2 protein-coding genes are annotated in these 18,315 nt (G+C 47.5%); both read right to left on the bottom strand.

Annotated elements, in window-relative coordinates; genetic code table 11:
- Window positions 1–15: 15 nt before the first annotated feature.
- Window positions 16–12,177, bottom strand: a complete 12,162-nt coding sequence (locus tag AABI08_RS02810; RefSeq protein ID WP_338344241.1) for a KxYKxGKxW signal peptide domain-containing protein — start codon at window positions 12,175–12,177, stop codon at window positions 16–18.
- Between the two features lie 455 nt (window positions 12,178–12,632).
- Window positions 12,633–18,122, bottom strand: coding sequence for a DUF1542 domain-containing protein (locus AABI08_RS02805; protein ID WP_338344191.1), 5,490 nt, complete (start codon window positions 18,120–18,122; stop codon window positions 12,633–12,635).
- Window positions 18,123–18,315: the final 193 nt, after the last annotated feature.

The following is an 18,315-nucleotide window of genomic DNA, read 5'->3' as shown; positions in this document are numbered from 1 at the left end:
AGCATTTGCCAAAGCCTACTGAGCACTTGCAACCTGACGACTGCGGTCTGCGGTGGTCAACGTTGGATCAGCATTAATTTCATCTGCCACTTGACTAGCAGCTGTTGTCAAAGCCTTCTGCCAGTCATCTACATGGCTTGCAACGGCTTGGCCTGGTTGGTGACTAGCCTCAATTTGTTGTGTTCCTGTTGACAAAGCACTCGCCAGTTTAGTTTGTGCCTGATCATCAGCCACCTCAACGGCCGAAATGGCAGCCGTTGCCTGGTTCAGATTCGTTTGCACCGCTGCTAACTGCTCTTGTTCGGCACTGGCGGATAACGTTGGGTCATTTTCAATGGCAGTCGTTGTATCCGTTGCGCTTTGTTGCAATTGATGAACTAAGTTGTACTTCATATGCTGGTTACTAATTTTTGTCAAATTAGCATGGAAATCAACCAATGCTTGATTCATTTCATCGGCCGACTGAGCAGCCTGAACAGCTGTCACAAAGTTTGCTTTGTACTGGTCCATCAAGCCATCGAGATTGCTGATTTCATCCGTACTTAACGTATCGTCACCACTAATAGCGCTGTTGACCGTGTTTAAGTCATTAGCTGCGGTATTGCGAACAGCGACCTGCTGATCCCAGAGTGATGAACCCGTCTGATAGACGGCATCAATCTTTTGCAATGCTTGGTTTGTCTTGTCCACACCATCCTGAACGCTCGAAGCAGCCTGAATCGTCGCTGTTCCATCTGCAAGCACCTGCTCAACCTGAGCCTTTTGCTGATTCTTAGCAGCCGTCGTCAAAGTATTATCGGCATCTATGCGTCTTTGAACCCTGTTTTTCTCAATGTTCAACCGGTCGCTATAGTTCGCGATTCGCTGCTGGATTGTAGCGCCATCTTGTGGTGTGGCTGCAATGGCAGATGATCCGTTAGTCAAAGCACTAGCTAAACTAGCCAGATTTTGAGCCGCCAGTAAGGCCTGTTGGTACTGAGTAAAGAGCAGCATGACCTGAATATTTTGGCTCGCCTTCTCAACGTCCGACAAAGTTTGGTTATTGGCAATCACCTCGTTGGCAGCTAACTGAGCCTGATTCAAGGCATGCAGGTCGACGTCTTGTTGGGTCATAAACTTGACTTGATCAAGACCATCTTGAAGTGCCTGTTGGCCCACCTGCAAATCATCAGCATTCTGAGCTTGAGTAGCACTCTGAACAGCGGCATCTTGCAAGGCGGTCACTTGATCCTTCAAACTGGCTGTCTCACTATCTGTCAGGGACTTTTCTTGACCAATAGTTTCTACTACCTGGTTGGCTAACTGTGTAATCGAGTCCAGAAGGTCCTGGCGTTGTTGATTTAGCGACTTTTCTGCCGGTTGATGAATAGCGACGATTTTTGCCACGCTTTGGTTCACACCATTGACACCATCAGCTGCTGTTGCTGCCTTGGTTAATTGAGTCAAAGCCCCCTCCTTAGCCTGGGTTAATTGATTCAGTTGGTCGGTTTTAGCGACCGTTGTCAATGAGGCATCACCATTAATGGCAGACGTGGCCCGATTAAAGGCAGTCGTAATCGTTTCAGTCAACTGTGACCGCCGATCATCGATACTTTGACCCGGTACGTGATTTGCAGTGACCGTTTGATCAAAGGTTGTTTCAACAGCTTGAACATCAGCTACAGTGGTTACTGAAGCAATTTGTTGCAGAGCGGCTTGTTGCTGGGCACTGACATTGGCCTGTTGAGCCTGCTTTTGACCATCATCAAGGGTTGCATCCTGGTTAATAGCCGTTGCCACTTGCTGGGCATTTTGGTTAACCGCATTTTGAGAAATATCCTGTTGCAGGTTCAATTGAACGCCGGCCAAGTCCTGGTTAAGTTGATCAATGACAGCATTAATCTGGTCAGCCGTCGTAGCACTAGTCAGTGCCTGACTTGCTTTTTCTTGGACCTGAGACAAGGCGGTCATGAGGGCTGACGCTTGGTTATCCAACCAGTTTTCTTGACTCTGTCGCTGGCTATCAACTGCCGTACCCCCCACATGGGTTGCACTAAGCGCCTGGTTGATTGGTTCAATCTGCGTGTTTAACTCAGTTGCCCGAGCACTTTGATTTAACTTATCGTTACCTTGTGCCCTGGCATTATCCAAATCAGCAAGCTGCTTTGCTTTTTGGCTACTCGTTAAGGTTTTATCTGTGGTAATGGCATCTTTAACTTGACCATACAGCTTATCCAAATTAGCCACCGCCGTGCTCTTCTGGTCCGCCAGTGAAACTGAATTTGGTACGTGAATTTGATTCAAATCGCTCAAAGCGGCTTGTAGGCGGTCAGCTAGTGCTTGCGCATTAGCTTTCCCATTCAAATCCGACTGCGCCTGTTGTAGCACTTGTTGGTTAGCAGCCGTTTGCTGATCAATCTGTGCCTGGCTCAAGGAGTCATCTTGATTAATCGCATTTTGAACGCTCTGCGACTGTTGGCTCACCAGTTGCAAGGCCGCTGTGATTTGTGTTGCCAATGGTTGATCAGCACTAGCACCTTGACCGTCATCTGATTGACGGTCTTTTTGCAATTCCTGTTGACCAGCCGTTAACAAGTCTAAAATCGTTTGTCCAGTCGTTGCCGAATCGGCCAAAACATCGTTTAATTTGTCAGTGTACTTAGATAACGATGTTGATAGGAGTAGCTTTCGGGCTGATTTACTACGGTCAAGAAGGTTGGCATCATTTGTCACAGCTGTCGCCAATGAATCTTGTAAATCAGTCAAGGTCTTTTCAGCATTTTGGACTTGAACATCCAAAGACAGGCCAGAAACGTGACTAGCATCGATATCCTTCATCCCCTGCGTTTGTGCGTCGAAAACATCTTGCGCATCAACCGTATTCGTTAACAGGTTGTTGGCGGTCGTCAACGCTTGGTCAACAGCCGCTAACTGACTGTTCCGATCTATGGTAGTCAAGGTTTGATCATCAACAATGTCTTGGCGGACTTGGTCGTACTCACCCTGGAAATTTTGCCGCGCCGTTGCCTGCTGGGCTTGCACGCTTGGTTGTAGGACGTGCTGGTCTTGAATGACCACATTCTGCTGAGCCTGAGCATCCAAAATTGCCTGAGCATCCGTCAAAGAAGTGATGGTTGCCTGGGCACTTGCCAAGGCGGTTTGAACTGCCTGTTGCTGGCTCACCCGTTGTGCATTCGTCAGGTTAGGATCTTTGGAGATAGCCTGTTGCACCTGATTAGCCGTAATAGTCAAGCCATTATTGGCCTTTTGTTGCTGAGTGGTAATGGCTGCGCCTGCTTGATGAACCCCATTGACCGCCGCAATGGTCTTATTCTTCAAGTCAAGGATAGCTTGTGCATTCGAAGTATTGGCAAAGTCATCATCAATTCCCGTCAAAGTGGCTTCGATTGCCTGATCTTGGCTATCCTTATCGGCTGTATTCAACGTTTTATCGGTGCTAATCGCTGCTTTAGCAGCAATGACTGCATCCTGAATGGCCTCTTTGGCATCAGTCACCTGGCCTGAGAGGGCCTGGCCCGGCTGGAATTGCTGACTAATATTTTGCACCCCAGCCGTTGTCGCATCCAAAATTGCCTGGGCATCTACTGCGTTAGTCAAATTCGTCTGGGCCGTAGTTGAAGCCGCCTCGGCTGCCTGGCCTTGTGCTGCTATTTCAGCCGTGGTCAAGGTCGTTTCAGCAGCAATTTGCCCCTTGGTTTGAGCAAGCTGCACAGCCAACTGCTTGTTGGCAGTTACCCGCTGGTCAGCTAGTGAACTCATTACGACATGAGTAGCATCGAGGGCATTGTGAGCTTTTGCAACCAAATCAGCCAGTGTCTGTGCATCCGGCGTCACAACGACCTTGTCTTCATAACTAGCCATAGCCGCAGCTAAATCAGCCTTTTGGTCCGCTTTTTGAGCATTCGTCAAGGTCAAATCACGGTCAATGGCCAACCATACCCCAGTCTGATTACTATCAGAACCAGCATATTGGCTTAGATCGGCTTTAGCACTTGTCTGCTGGTCGGCCAATGGCGTGCCAACCTGATGGTCCGCAGCAATTTGTGGGTCATACTGGCCCTGCAAACTTTGAACACTGTCGGCATCCTTGGCTGCCTGCAAGGCCTTCGTTGCATCGGCCAGGCTCTGGTCAATCAAGGCACGTTGGCGCGTCCGTTCTGCTTCGAGCAACGTATTATCACTCGTGATGTCTTGTTTGGTATTCTTAGCAGTTTGGGTCAATTCATCAATGGCCCGGTTTTGCTGTGTGGTCAAATCAGTGCCACTGGTATGAGCGGCATCAACCGCCTTTAATCCAACATTCAACCGGTCTTGAACAGTTTGTGCATCCAATAAGAAGGATGAGGCAAAACTAGCCACGGCTTGATCATGGGCATCCTGCGCAGCTGATTTTTGGGCTGATTTTTGTGTCGCTAAAAGCGTAGCATCCCCATTAATCACACCGTTAATATTTTGCAGCTCCTGATCCAATTGTGCCTTAGCAGCCGTGACCCGGTCGGCAACGGACGTCAAGCTAACATGGGTTACTGCCAAATTCTGATTTGCCTGTGATAACGCCTGAGCAATGGACTCGGCATCAGGTGCATTTTGGGCAGACAAAGCTGTCTGCGCCGCCGTAACCGCTTGAGCTAGGGCTTGCGCCTGACTCTGCTTATCGGCATTCGTCAGAGTTGGGTCAATATTAATCAAAGCCTTAAAACCTTGTGACAGGTTTTGCAACCTGTTTAACGCATTGGCCCGCTGATTTTCAACGGCAGTTCCGACCACGTAAGCTTGTTCCATCGCCAACTGGGCATTCGTGATGGCATCTTCAATTTGCTGAGCATTCACGGCCTTTTTCACATTGGTCTGGCCGCTTTGGTAAGCAGCGGTCAAATTCTGGTTTTGTGTCTGCTTCGTGGCGTTGGTCAAAGTATTGTCGGTATTAATCGAGTACGTGACTGCGGTATTCAATGCTTCTAATTGATTCAAGGCATTTTGCACTTGGGTTGGCAAATCAGTCCCGACCACGTGGCTCTGATCAATAGCCGTTACACCATCGTTTTTGGCCATATCAATTTGATCGGCCGTTTGCGTGTCACTAGCGTTAATTTTGGCAATCGCGGCATCTCGAGCGGCTTGCAAGGTAGCAACCTGGCTATTGATGGTTGCCGTATCCAAGGTTGGATCATTTTGCACTGCCGTTTGAATCTTTTGGGCTTCATCGCGCAGGCTCTCAACAGCGGCCTGCTTCTGCAACGTAATGGCATCCCCTGTCTTGTAATCGGCGTCAATACTATTTACACCGTTAACTTGGGCAGTGTTGATATCATCAGCAGTCTGGGCCTTGTTGATGGCTGCCTCAGCTAAGTTGTAATCATCATCAACGGCACTCTTTTGAGTCGTGCGTTCTGCCTCGGGCAAAGTACCATCATTTTCAATCTGAACCTTGACCTTGGTGACTTCAGCCTGCAAAACGGCAATTGCAGCAGCTTGCTGGCTGCTAATTGCCTGACCACGCTGGTAAGCAGCGTTAATATCTTGAATGGCCTGGTTTTTATCGGCCTCAATTTGAGCTGCTTTGGTATCAGCACTAATTTTAGTAATGGCCGCCTGAATAATTTGTGCCACAGCCGCCTTTTGCGCCGCTTTTTCAGCCTTACTGAGCGTTACATCCCCACTAATGACCTGGTTGGTGCTATCCCCGGCACCGGTCACGGCTTGGCCCTGCGTGCCGACTGCCGAAACTGTTAACGTTTCATCATTACTGATTTCGCTAATAACGGCCTCAGCGGCTCGATCAACAACATCCGTTGCGGCCTTTTGCTGGTCAGCCAACGATGTTCCTGGTACATAAGCCGACTGAATGGCTGATTTACCGGCAGTCACAGCATCTTGGATGCTCTGCGCATCGACTGTTTGGTCCACTGCCAAAGAAGCAACCGCCTGATCATAGGCGTTGTTGACATTGGTCGTCTGCGTCTGGTTATCAGCCGTCAGTAACGTTTTATCGTTTGATAAGGCCGTCAAGGTCGCCGTGTACTGCGTCTTAATAGCCGTCTTGGCATCGACACGCTGGCTATCCAGGTCCTTGCCGACAACATGCGAGTTATTCAGCTTTTGTGACCATGAGAAAAGCGTATCTGAAACCAATTGGGCAGAAGCGGCGTTATTAATCGCCGTCTGACCCAGACCGTTATTCGTGTCCAAGCTCGCCAATTGGCTAGCCTTAACGGCGTTCGTCAAGGTCACGTCACTCTTAATGGTATTTTGGGTCGCCTGATAAGTGGACTGCAACTGTCCCAAAGCAGTCTTCTTTTGATCGGCCAGTGGTTGGGCAACTTGATGGGCGTTCGCCACGTCGTTGTTGGCCTGAGCTAAACGGTCAGCCAACTGTTGGGCCGTCGTTTCGTTATTAAAATCAGCCTGCGCCTGAGCAACCAACTGGGTCACAGCATCTCGCTGTGCTTGGCGAGCAGATTCGGTCAACGTCACGTCGTTAGTAATCGCTTGGTTAGTTGACTTAGCCACCCCCGTCAAATTTTGACTGGCGTTGGCGATTTGCGTCGGTAAATCGAGTCCCGGCTGATGCAGGCGATCAAGATTCTTTTCGGCCTGGGTTAAGGCATCCTGGAGAGACTGGGCTGATGTGGCTGCATTCGCCAAATCTGTCTTCTTTTGGGCAAGAGCAGTGGTCACTGTGTCCGTCTGAGCTGTTTGTTCAGAGGCCAGTAGCGTTGGATCACTTGATATTTGTCTCTGAAGACCACTAGCATAGTCACTTAAGGCAGTCTGAGCTTGCAGCAACTGATCGGAGAGATTACTTGCACTTTGATGATCTGCGTTAAGTCGTTCTTGGTACTGGTTTTGCAAATCAGCAACCGCCTGAGCTGTCTGAGCGCCCTGCAATTTTCCTTGCGCTTCTTGTAGGTCAGCTTGCACCTGGGCACGTTGGCTGCCCTCCTGGCTATCCGTCAGTGTCGCATCCAAGCTAATCGCATTGGCAATTTGACTGGCCAACTTCGTTAAGGCAGCTGTGGCGGCCTGCGCCTGAGTCGAAACGGAATCACCAACTTGGTGGTCGGCTTGAATAGCCGCCAACCCGGTTGCCTTTTGATTTGCCACAGCCTGGGCAGTTTGTGCTTGAGTGATCTGTGTCGCATAAGTCTCGTTTAACTGATCAACAGCCTGACCTTGAGCTATTTGCGTGGCTGTTGTTAAGGTTGGGTCAGCTGCAATATCAGCCTTTGTCTGCTTGACCTGACTGGTCAAAGCAGCGATGGCATTATTTTGTTGTTGGTCAAGGGCCGCACCGGACACATGATTGGCACTTAATTGGCTTTTAGCCTGGTTGAACTGGTCTAAAATTGCCTGAGCAGTTGTCAACTTGGCCAAAGAAGCCTGGGCCTTCTTGTAATCGCTTTGGACCTGGGCCCACTGACTAGCTTTTTCAACATCCACCAGCGTGACATCGTCTTGAATGTCATTTTGTAAGCCATCTTGAACGGCCTTCAAATTGTTTTGTGCAGTAGCAATCTGGTTAGCAATCGTGTCAGCCGGCTGGTGGCTGGCTTGTAAATTAATTGTCTGCTGAGCCAACTGGTCAGCGACCGCTTGTGCGTTCGCTGCTTGGTTAATCTGGTTTTGCGCGCTCGCGTAGGCAGTTGCCAAGGCTGATTTTTGCTGAGCCGAATCCGCATCGGTCAACGTGACATCCCCTGTAATTGCCGCTAACACTTGGTCATTAGTGGTCTGTAATTTGGTCAAAGCACTGGTTTGCTGCTGATCAAGAGCTTGACCGGGCGTATGAACAGCGTTGATTTGGCTGGTAGTCGTCGCTTGATCATTTTGGATGGCCTGGGCATTATCGTCAGCCTGAATGGTGGTCTCAGCATTTGCCAGGGCTTGATTGACTTGGCTAACCTGGCTTTGTTGCTGGCTGGTCAACAGGGTGACATCCATATTAATCGCTGTCACTTCCTGCTTGGCAAGGCCTTGCAAAACACTAATGGCCGCTTGTTGCTGGTCGCTCACAGCCGTCCCAACCTGGTGGGTGGCCGCAATATTGGTCAAACCGGCTGCCAAGTCATTGGCTAATGTCTGAGCATCCGCATCAGCATTAACCGCACTTTGGGCAGTCTGGAAGGCTGTATCAGCGTTGCCAACCTGAAGAGTCTGATCAGCCGTTGTCAAGGTCTTGTCGTTATGAATAGCCTGAATAGTATAAGTATGCTTATTGTGTAAGCTTGTAATTGCCGCCTGTAATTGGTTAGCAAAATCAGTCCCCGGAACATGGCTGCCATCAATTTTTTTAATGGCCGCATTCATCGCATCTAAAATACTTTGTGCGTCTGGGGTTTGATCAGCTGCCAGCGCATCCTGGCCGGCCTGATAAGCCTTGGCCAGTTTTTCCTCTTGATCCGTCTTTTCGCTATCTAAAAGCGTGACATCGCCTTGAATGTCACTGAGAATTTGACCATTCTCTGCTTGCAAAGCATCCAAGGCGCTTTGGCGTTGGCTAGCAACGTCTGTCTTTGGCTGGTGCGCATTATTGATTAACGTGAGTGCATTGACCTTAGCGTCAGCAATTCCTTGGGCAGTCGTTGCCTGCTTAATCGCTGTTTGCCCGTTTTCTTGGGCTGTTAATGCGTCCTGCTGCTGGTCTGATTTTTGGGTATTCAAAAGAGTACCATCATTGCTGATGGCAGTCGTCACAGTATTTTCAGCGGCAGTCAAAGCATCGCTAGCGGCCTGCTGCTGGTCAGCCAGAGGTTGACCGGCTGTATAGTTTGGTGCTAATGAGTTAATACCGGTTGTTTTGGCATCGAGTATTCCCTGGGCATCCTGAGCCTGATTTAAGTCAGCTTGTGCCTGAGTGTAGGCGGCTTGCAACTGGGACCATTCAGCTTGTTTTTCACTGTTTAACAAGGTCTGATCGCTATTAATCAAGCCCTGAACCCGACTATTTTCAAGATCAAGGGTGGCTTGAGCGGCCTTCCTCTGCTGATCAATGCCAGTCCCAACGGTGTGAGTACGGTCAATGTTCACTAACCCGGTCGTCTTCGCAACAAAGATTGCCTGCGCATCCTGAGCATCAGATAATGCTTGACTGGCTTGCTGGTAAGCGACTGCCAGTTTGTTAGCCTGCGCTGATTTGTCGGCAGTAGTCAAGGTTCCGTCTGCGCTAATCGCTCCGGTTACTTGGTTATTTTCGCCATCAAGTAGGGACTGGACTGCCTGACGCTGGTTGCCCAAACTTTGACCATTAACATGGACTCCAGCAATATTGCTATTCCCTATCGCAGTCTGGTCAAGGATATCCTGAGCCGTCTTCGCAGCAGTCAAAGCAATCAATGCCTGGTTATAGGCATCCTGAGCGGCCTTTTGTTGCTGCTGTTTGTCAGCATTAGTTAGCGTCACATCCTGGTTAATGGCCGTATTCGTATCAGATAGCTTTTGGTTCAAATCAGCTTTGGCCACATTTTGTCGGTCAGAAACAGCCATCCCGGTGTGGAAGACCGCCTGTAGGTCGTTGGAACCTGTTTGACCGGCAGCCGTTGCATTAGCCGCCGTCAAAACACCTTGGATAGATTTTTGTGCACTCGAATAAGCCGTCGCCAAATCCCCTAGTTCTTGATTCTTTTCGTCCTGGGAAAGCGTTGGTTCTGTTTGAATTTTACTAGTTGTTTGCTGGTTAGCCCGATCTAAGGCTGACATTGCGGCCTGCTGAGCAGCTTGAATCGTAGTACTAGCTTCGTACTGAGCCACAACATTCTGCTCGGCCTGGGCTTCCGTATCCCAAATCGTTTGGGCAGTTTGTTGTTGGGTGATATTCGTCTGAGCGGCCGTGACAATTTGATCAATCAAGCCCTTCTGGTATGTTTGTTGTGCCTGCGTCAAAGCGACATCTGTTGCAATAGCCGTCTTCGTATTCGCGGCTTTTTGAGCTAACTGGTCAGAAGCCTGCCTTTGTTGACTGGCTAGCGACGTACCGGGCGTGTAAACCAAGTCAATATTGCGAATTGCTTGGGCCAGCGCCTGCTTGACGCCTTCAGCATTTGGCTGTTGACCAATACTATTCGTCACATTGACGACATATTGAGCCACGTTTTTCAGCTGTTGAGCCCGTGAAGCCTCCAAAATGGTCACATCATTTTGAATCTGTCCGGATATCTTTTGCCCTTCGCTCTTAATTTGCTCTTGCGCATCAGCAATGCGGTCCGAAAGAGCAGTACCGGAGACGTGTACTGCCTGCAACTTTGCCTGCTCTGTCGCCATTAAATCAAGCAAATGCTGAGCATCCACCTGGTTATCGACATCTTGGTTCATTTGCTGAGCCATAGCATTCAAGGTACTGATTTGACGATTTTGATCGTCTTGCACAAGTGTTGTATCGGCATTAATCGTTGCCGTCACCTGGGTGACCCACTGGCTAATCTGCTTTTTAGCATTGTTCTTTTGATCCGGCAAGGTAATCTTAGCCGGCTGATAAGCATTGGCAACCGCTGCCCGATCCACTTCATCGTTTTTGGCCAAAATAATGGCATCAGCCGTCTGGGCCTTGGTAATATTACCCAAGATAATTCCAGCGGCAATATCGACATTGCGCTTTTCCTGGGTCTTCTCAGCGTTACTCAAGCTTGAGTCCTGGTCAATTTTTTGTTTGACATCACTAACCAAACCGTTAACTTCAGTGTTGGCAGCGCTTTGTTGGTCTGGGATGGATTTTCCCACCGTGTGCAAGGAATTCCAGCCGGTTGAGACCTTCACCTGGGCCGCAATCAAATCAGCCGTTTGAAAGGTATTACCCGTTACTGCTGCCGTCACAGCATCTAGTGCCGCCTGCTTGGCAGCATTTACCTGAGTAATTTGATTTTGTTTTTGCCCACTATCGAGGGTAGAATCCTGGTTAATTTGGTCAATGGCCGTTTGGGCATTGGTATTAATTTGACCAACTGCAGCTGTTTGTTGCTTGGGGATTGGCGCACCAGGAGTCCAGCCCTTGACAATTTGTGATTCAATACTTGGATCAGCAGCTAATTTATTAATGCTATCAGCATCAGAAGCAGCATCAATCTTGGCCGATAGCGCATTAACCGCAGCTGATACTGCTGAAGTTTCTTGATATTTCTCACTTTGTAGTAATGTTGGATCGGTCCCGATTTGGTTAATCGTTAAACTGGCCTTAGCCTGAATTGTACTTTTAGCGGCTTGCCGTTGATCAGGTAAGCTAACTCCTGGTTGATAAACAGCATTAATTGCTTTAATTCCAGCATCCCTTGCCCTGTTATAATCTGCCGTTGATTGGGCCCTGCTAATGTTTTCTTCAGCCTTCGATACAGCTGTAGTAATCTGTTCCTGTTGGATGGCCCTATTCGCCAGGGTTAAAGTTGGATCATTATCAATTAAAGCATTGACTCGCTTTTGTTCAGCAGTAATTGGACCAAAACCACCTAAACTTGTGATGGCGCCCTTGATATCAGCGGCCCGCTGGTCGTTAACCTGTTGTAATGTTCTCAAGACAAAAAAGTTATTAAAGGTATATTTGGGAAAATCTCTTCCAGAACTTGGCTCAAAAGCAACACTCAGTGAATTTTTACTGCCCATATCTTGGGTATTACTAGGAACCGGAAGAACAATCACCTGGCCATACACCCCTGCATCAGGTGTGTACTTCACGTTAACCGGGTTAACCCCATTAAAAAGTGGTTGAATTGAGTTATTGCGCCCGCTAGACGGAGCCAGTGGCCGAACATACAGCAACGTCACATTCGGAACAATGGTATAGGTAATTTGACCATTAATCCGTCGTACATAGACATTACGGAGTTGGACATCAACTGACTCATTCACTCTCGCTGCAGTTGCCGCCCGCGAAATCCAAGGTAAATCAGTCCACTTTCCAATTGTGCCATCCAAGTCACTGTCAAAGTGTTCAACCTGGGATTGTGTTGGCGAAACATAGGAAGAATCGAACGGAATTTGATAATAGACATAGCCATTATTAGGAGCATCGTTGACAGTCTTCCACCCCGCTTGCGGGTAAGATTGCAAATCCGCTTCTACCCTTGCTGTATTCACATTTAAACTCGGTGCCGCCGCGAAGGCCCCGGCACCCAAAGTAAAGGCAGTAATCGCTGCAAAGAGCCAGTTCTTCCCCGCCTTATACATTTTATAATGTTGTTTTTGTAATAATATTTTCGTGGTAATTCAACATAAGCCACACCTCATTTCAACATTTGAAACATTCTATACATGATTTTATTGTACGCCGTTTGTCTAGAAAATGAAAGCAAGGCTCCCAATCTCAAGGCGTTTAACCAACGTTTTGTTTAAAAAGTCGATTAAAAAATCAACTAAAGATTACTCTGAAATGTTTCATAATCGCTCTAAATAAGACTTTAACGCCTTTTTTGTGTATTTTTTTAAATAACAAAAATTTTTACGTGTTTAAGTTCAAGTGAATTAAAATAATTTATTTAAAATCTGCTGAAAAGGCGAAAAAATTTTATCAGCCGGATGAAAGTGCTCATCATCAGCAATGCGATTATCCATTTTTAGTCCAATTTGGTATAAAAAAACGAAGCAACACACGTTTTGTGTATTACTTCGCTTTATCACCTTAGAAATTGCTTCTAATCTCTTCGCTGTATTTACTTTTCGTCTTGTCGACGCTTGTTTGTCTTTCCAAGGAAGAATCCGGCTACGGAAGCTAACAAAGCTTCTGCAACAAGTGCTCCTTCATGGTTCTTTTCTGTTTCACCAGTTTGTGGCAAAACAGGCGTTTCAGCAGTAGTTGGTAATACTGCTTCAGGAGTCGTTGGTTGCTTTTCAGCATATTGCTCCTGGACCTTTTGTTGATATGCAGATTCAAGCTGAACCGTACCGTAATCCAAACCGGCCGCGATTTCATCAGCGTTCGTAGCAGCGTTGACCTGGGCCTTTGCCTTGGCAACTGCATCGGCTACCAACTGGTAGTCCACATCCTTTTGTGCTTGAGTCAAACGAGTATCATTGGCAATCTGTGAACGAATCTGAGCTGCCTTCTGATCGATGGCTGCAATCGCATCGGCCTTTTGGTCAACTAATGGCTTACCTTGCTGATGAAGATTCTGAAGAGAATCCAAAGCTTGGTTAGTTACATCCAAACGGTCTTGGTACTTAGTTAATCCAGCAATCTTTGCCTTTGTTTCGGCAACAAAGCTGTCAATCGTATGCTTTTGTGCAGCCTTTTCAGCAGCCTTGAGTGTCACATCGGCATCGATTTCAGCCTTAACCTTTGCAGCCTGGTCATTAATTTCGGCATTCAAGTCATCTTCTTGTTGAGTAGATGTCTTCGCTGCAGTAACGTGTCCTTGGTTAATTTCCTTAACAGCAGTTGAACCATTTGGAATACCATTAACCGTTGGAACATCCTGACCATTATCAACATCGATAACAGCTTGCTTCAAAGCAGCGTCAACAGCATCTTTTTGAGCTTGCTTTTGGGCATTGCTCAAGTTGTCATCTGCATCAATAGCTGCCTTGGTTGTTGCTGCATTGGTTTGCAATCTTGCACGCGCATCAACCTTTGATTGGTTTAACTTTTCAAACGTTGGGACAAAGTCCACAACACCTTGGGCATTCGTCTGACCGTTCAACTTGGTAACGGCATCATGTGCTTCTTGCTTCAAGATGTTAATCTGACGAGCCTTGGCAGCATCATCCAACTTCGTATTGGCGTTGACTTCATCAACAGCCTTTTGCAAAGCATTGTTAATCGTAGTAGCGCCAGCCTGCTTCCGTTCTGCCAAAGGTGTCACCTTTGAGAAATCAGTTGCTTCCTTGACAGCATTATCAAAGGCAGCTGTCTCTGCAGCAGTCTTGATTCCATCTGGTGTCACAGCCTTATCAATGGCATCACTAGCAGCCTGATGAGCCTTATCTAAATCACTGATTCGAGCTTGTTTTTCAGCATCGGTCAAATCATTGTTGTTTTGAATAGCAGACTTTGCATCGTTGTAAGCCTTGTCCTCTGCCTGGTGGGCGTCAGTCTTGGCAGTGTTCAACGTATCAAATGTTGGCAAGTTCGTTGCCTTTGAAACATCAACCTTTGTGGCAGTCGAAGCAACATCAATTTGACCTTGAGCAGTCTTCAACGCTTGATCAATCGCCTGCTTTTGCGCAATCTTTTGAGCGTCAGTCAAAGTCTTATCGGCATCAATTACTAATTTAGCCTTGTCGGCTGCATCTTGGAGAGCCTTCTTGGCATCCGCCTTACGGTCTGCAAGAGTCTGTACCCCTGCATCAGACATTGCGTTGTTCAAGGCTTCAGGGAAGGCAGCGGCCTTACGTGCGGCATCCACACCTGGCAAATCAGTTGCTTCGTTGACGGCATCGTGAGCATCTTGAAGCGCCTTCGCAACTGCTGCAACTCGAGTTGCCTTTTCATCATCTGTAAAGGCTGGGTCAGCATTGATTGTATCCGTTGCCTTCTTGGCTTGAGCATCCAAATCAGTCAAAGCATCAGCCTTGGCCTGGTTTAAACCGTTAACTGTGTTCAAAACATCAGCCAAAGTCTTATTCAAGTCATCAGCGTTTGTCTGAGCATTCAACTTAGCCGTTCCGTCTGACAAAACCTTGTCCAATGCCTTCTTTTGAGCATCAGCATCTGGTCCGGTCAAGGCATCCTTGGCCTTGTTGACTGCTTCCGTCAACTTTTCGATAGCAGCCTTTGCTTGGTCAGCCAATGATGGCACCTTAGCGAGACCATCGGCGATATCTTGGAGGGCCTTGTTATAAACGGTTTGGTTGCCTGACTTAGCAACGTCATCGGCAGTAGTTGCCTGATTCGTTACCACTTGCGCATTCGTCAAAGCCTTGGCAACTGCTTCATGTGCTGCTTGCTTCTGCTCAGTTGTCAAAGCATTGTTCGCTTCGATTGCATGGTTGGCATCATCAGCTTGCTTTTGCAACTTACTCAAGGCATTAGCCTTTTGGTCATGAATATTATTCAAAGCGTCAGTTGTATCGGCTTGGATCTTGTTAACGCTATCAGCATCCGTTGCTTGGTTAATAGCGTCCGTAGCTGATTTAACAATCGCATCAATGGCAGCCTTTTGGTCAGCCTTTTGAGCATCTGTCAACGTCTTATCGGCATCGATTGTTTGCTTTTCCTTGTCGGCTGTTTGTTGAATAGCTGCAATAGCAGCCTTTTGCTGATCGGCAACTGATGGCACATTCGAAACATCTTGTGCTGCCTTCATGGCTTTATCGTAGTCGGCTCCACTTGCCAAAGCACCGTTAACACCATCTAGCGTCGTTGCCTTGTTAATCACATCTTGAACTGCTACCTTAGCATCTTCAATTTGCTTGTTGCGTGCATCCTTTTGCGCCTGTGACAAAGACTTGTTGTTGTTGATGGCATCATGTGCGTTTTGAACATCAGAAGCTAATTTAGCATCTGCTTGCGTCTTAGCATCCGTCAAATCCTGCAAGAACTTAACACCAGTAGCGGTGTCCTTATTGATATCGTCGGCATTGTCCGCAGCATTGATTGCCTTCTTGAACATGTCAGCTTGGCCGTCAATTACGTCCTTTTGGGCTTGCTTATCGGCATCCGTCAAAGTCTTGTCAGCATCGATTGCTTGCTTTGCCTTGGCAGCTGCATCATCAATGGCCTTGTCAGCATCTGCTTGCTGGTCAGCAATGGTCTTAACACCATCATTAGATGTAGCCGTAGCAACAGCCTTCGCAAAGTCTGAACCATCCGCAATTACTTGCGCAACGGCATCTGGGTCAGTTGCCTTGTTAATCGCGTCTTGAGCAGTAGCTTGTGCTTGGTGCAAAGCATTCAAACGGTCTGTCTTTTGGTCAGACGTCAATGCCTTGTTGCCATTAATAGCATCTTCAGCTGCCTTGACCTTGTCAGCCAAGCTTGAGTCAGTAGTTGTCTTAGCATCTTCCAACTTATTCAAAGCATCGATTCCTGCCTTTTGAGCAGTAGCGATATCGTCAGCGTTGGTTGCCTTATCGATATTGGCAATGGCATCTGCTGCTTGCTTTGCAGCAACAGCCTTTTGAGCTTGCTTATCAGCATCATTCAATGTCTTGTCGGCATCAATTTGATTATTAACCTTAGCAAGAGCATCGTTGATAGCTTGTACAGCAGCTGCTTGTTGTTCGGCAACTGTCTTGACACCATCCATTGAAGTTGCCTTTGAAATAGCATCTGTCAAACCGTTTAATTTCAAATCAGCGGCAGAATCAATACCAGGCTTGTCAGTGGCCTTATCAACACCATCAACAGCTTGCTTGTAAGCGTCCTTTACATCTTGTACTCGGTCAGCCTTTTCTTGAGCAGAGTATGCTGGGTTGTTGTTAATGGTATCAACTGCAGCTTGAGCTTGCTTTGCCAAGCTTTCACGAGCCTGTTGCTTTTCAGCATTCAAGCCATTCAGGTTATCGATAACGTCATTCTTAAAATTTGTAACATCATCGGCTGAGGCAGCGCCCTGAATTTGGGTCTTACCAGCTGCAACAGCGTTATCAACTGCTTGCTTTTGAGCAGCCTTTTCGTCCGGCGTCAAGTTACCGTCTTGGTCAATGGCATCCTTGGCAGCTTCAGCAGCCTTGTCCAAGTTGTTCTTGTTTGTCTGGGCAGTATTATCAACTTCAGTAGCAGCTGATTTCTTCTGTTCATCCAATGTTGGAACCTTTGAGACATCCTGGGCTGCCTTCATGGCATTATCGTAGTCAGAACCACTTGCCAAAGCCGCGTTGGCTTCATCCAATGTCTTGGCATTGTTGATGACACCCTGGGCTGCCTTAGCAGCGGCATCAATAGCTACATTGCGCGTATCTTTTTCACTCTGTGATAAGTTAACGTTCTTATTAATAGCATCGTGTGCCTGTTGCACTTGGTCAGCCAATGTCTTATCAACTGTTGTCTTATCCAGATTAGTGATGCTATCAACACCAGCAGTCTTTGCGGCTGTAACACCGTCGGCATCCTTAGCATTGTCAATGTTCGTCTTAGCATTCGTTGCCAAACCGTCAATGGTTGCCTTTTGAGCTGCACTGTCATCAGCTGAAATTGATGGATCTGCATCAATCTTGGCCTTGGTAGCAGTGGCGGCATCATCAATGGCCTTCTCAGCAGTCGTCTTTTGTGTATCCAATGTTGGAACATTTGAGACATCCTGAGCGGCCTTCATAGCTTTGTCATAGTCAGAGCCATTTGCCAAAGCTGCGTTGGCTTCATCCAACGTCTTGGCATTGTTGATGACATCTTGAGCTGCCTTAGCAGCAGCATCAATGGCTGCATTGCGCGTATCTTTTTCACTTTGTGATAAGTTAACGTTCTTATTAATAGCATCGTGCGCCTGTTGCACTTGGTCAGCCAATGTCTTATCAACTGCTGTCTTCTCCAAGCTATTGATGCTATTAACACCAGCAGTCTGAGCGGCAATAACGCCGTCCGCGTTCGTTGCATCGTTGATGTTATTCTTAGCAGTCGTTGCCAAACCGTCAATGGCTGCCTTTTGAGCTGTCTTGTCATCAGTTGAAATTGATGGATCAGCATCAATCTTGGCCTTGGCAGAAGTGGCTGCATCATCAATGACCTTTGCGGCATCTGATTTTTGGGTATCCAAAGATATCACACCAGAGAAGTCCGTAGCCTTCGTAATAGCACCGGAGAAATCAGTTGAGTTTTGGGCAGCCGTTACATCTGCAGCCTTCGTTGCAGCATCAACCTTACCGGTTGCAGTATTGTAAGCGTCTTGTACTTCTTTAACTCGATTAGCCTTGTCGGCAGCCGTCAACGCATTGTTGCCATTAATTTTAACGATAGCAGCTTGGGCTTGCGTAGCTAATGCTTGGCGAGCTGCTGTCTTCTCACCAGATAAGTTTGAAATGGCAGTGATACCAGCATCCTTGGCCTTAGCAACATCGTCAGCATTAGCTGCATTTGTAATGTTGGTCTTAGCATCCGTCACTGCTTGATCGATTGCGGCCTTTTGAGCAGTTTTTTGCTCAGGTGTCAAGTTACCATCTTTGTCGATGGCATTTTCTTGGGCAGCCTTTGCAGCATCCCAAGCATCCTTGGCATTTTGTCCTGCCGTATCCAATGCCTTCTGAGCGTCAGCTTTTTGACCATCCAACGACTGAATCCCAGTAAAGTCGGTTGCCTTAGCAATGGCACCAGAGAAATCTGTCGAGTTTTGGGCAGCCGTTACATCTGCAGCCTTCGTTGCAGCATCAACTGCACTGGTTGCCGTGTTATAAGCATCTTGACTTGCTTAATTCGACTTGCCTTGTCGGCAGCCGTCAACGCATTGTTGCCATTAATCTTAT

The organism is Fructobacillus evanidus (assembly GCF_963580165.1).
In the GTDB taxonomy this organism is placed as follows: domain Bacteria; phylum Bacillota; class Bacilli; order Lactobacillales; family Lactobacillaceae; genus Fructobacillus; species Fructobacillus evanidus.
This window is presented reverse-complemented; position numbering and strand designations above follow the sequence as displayed.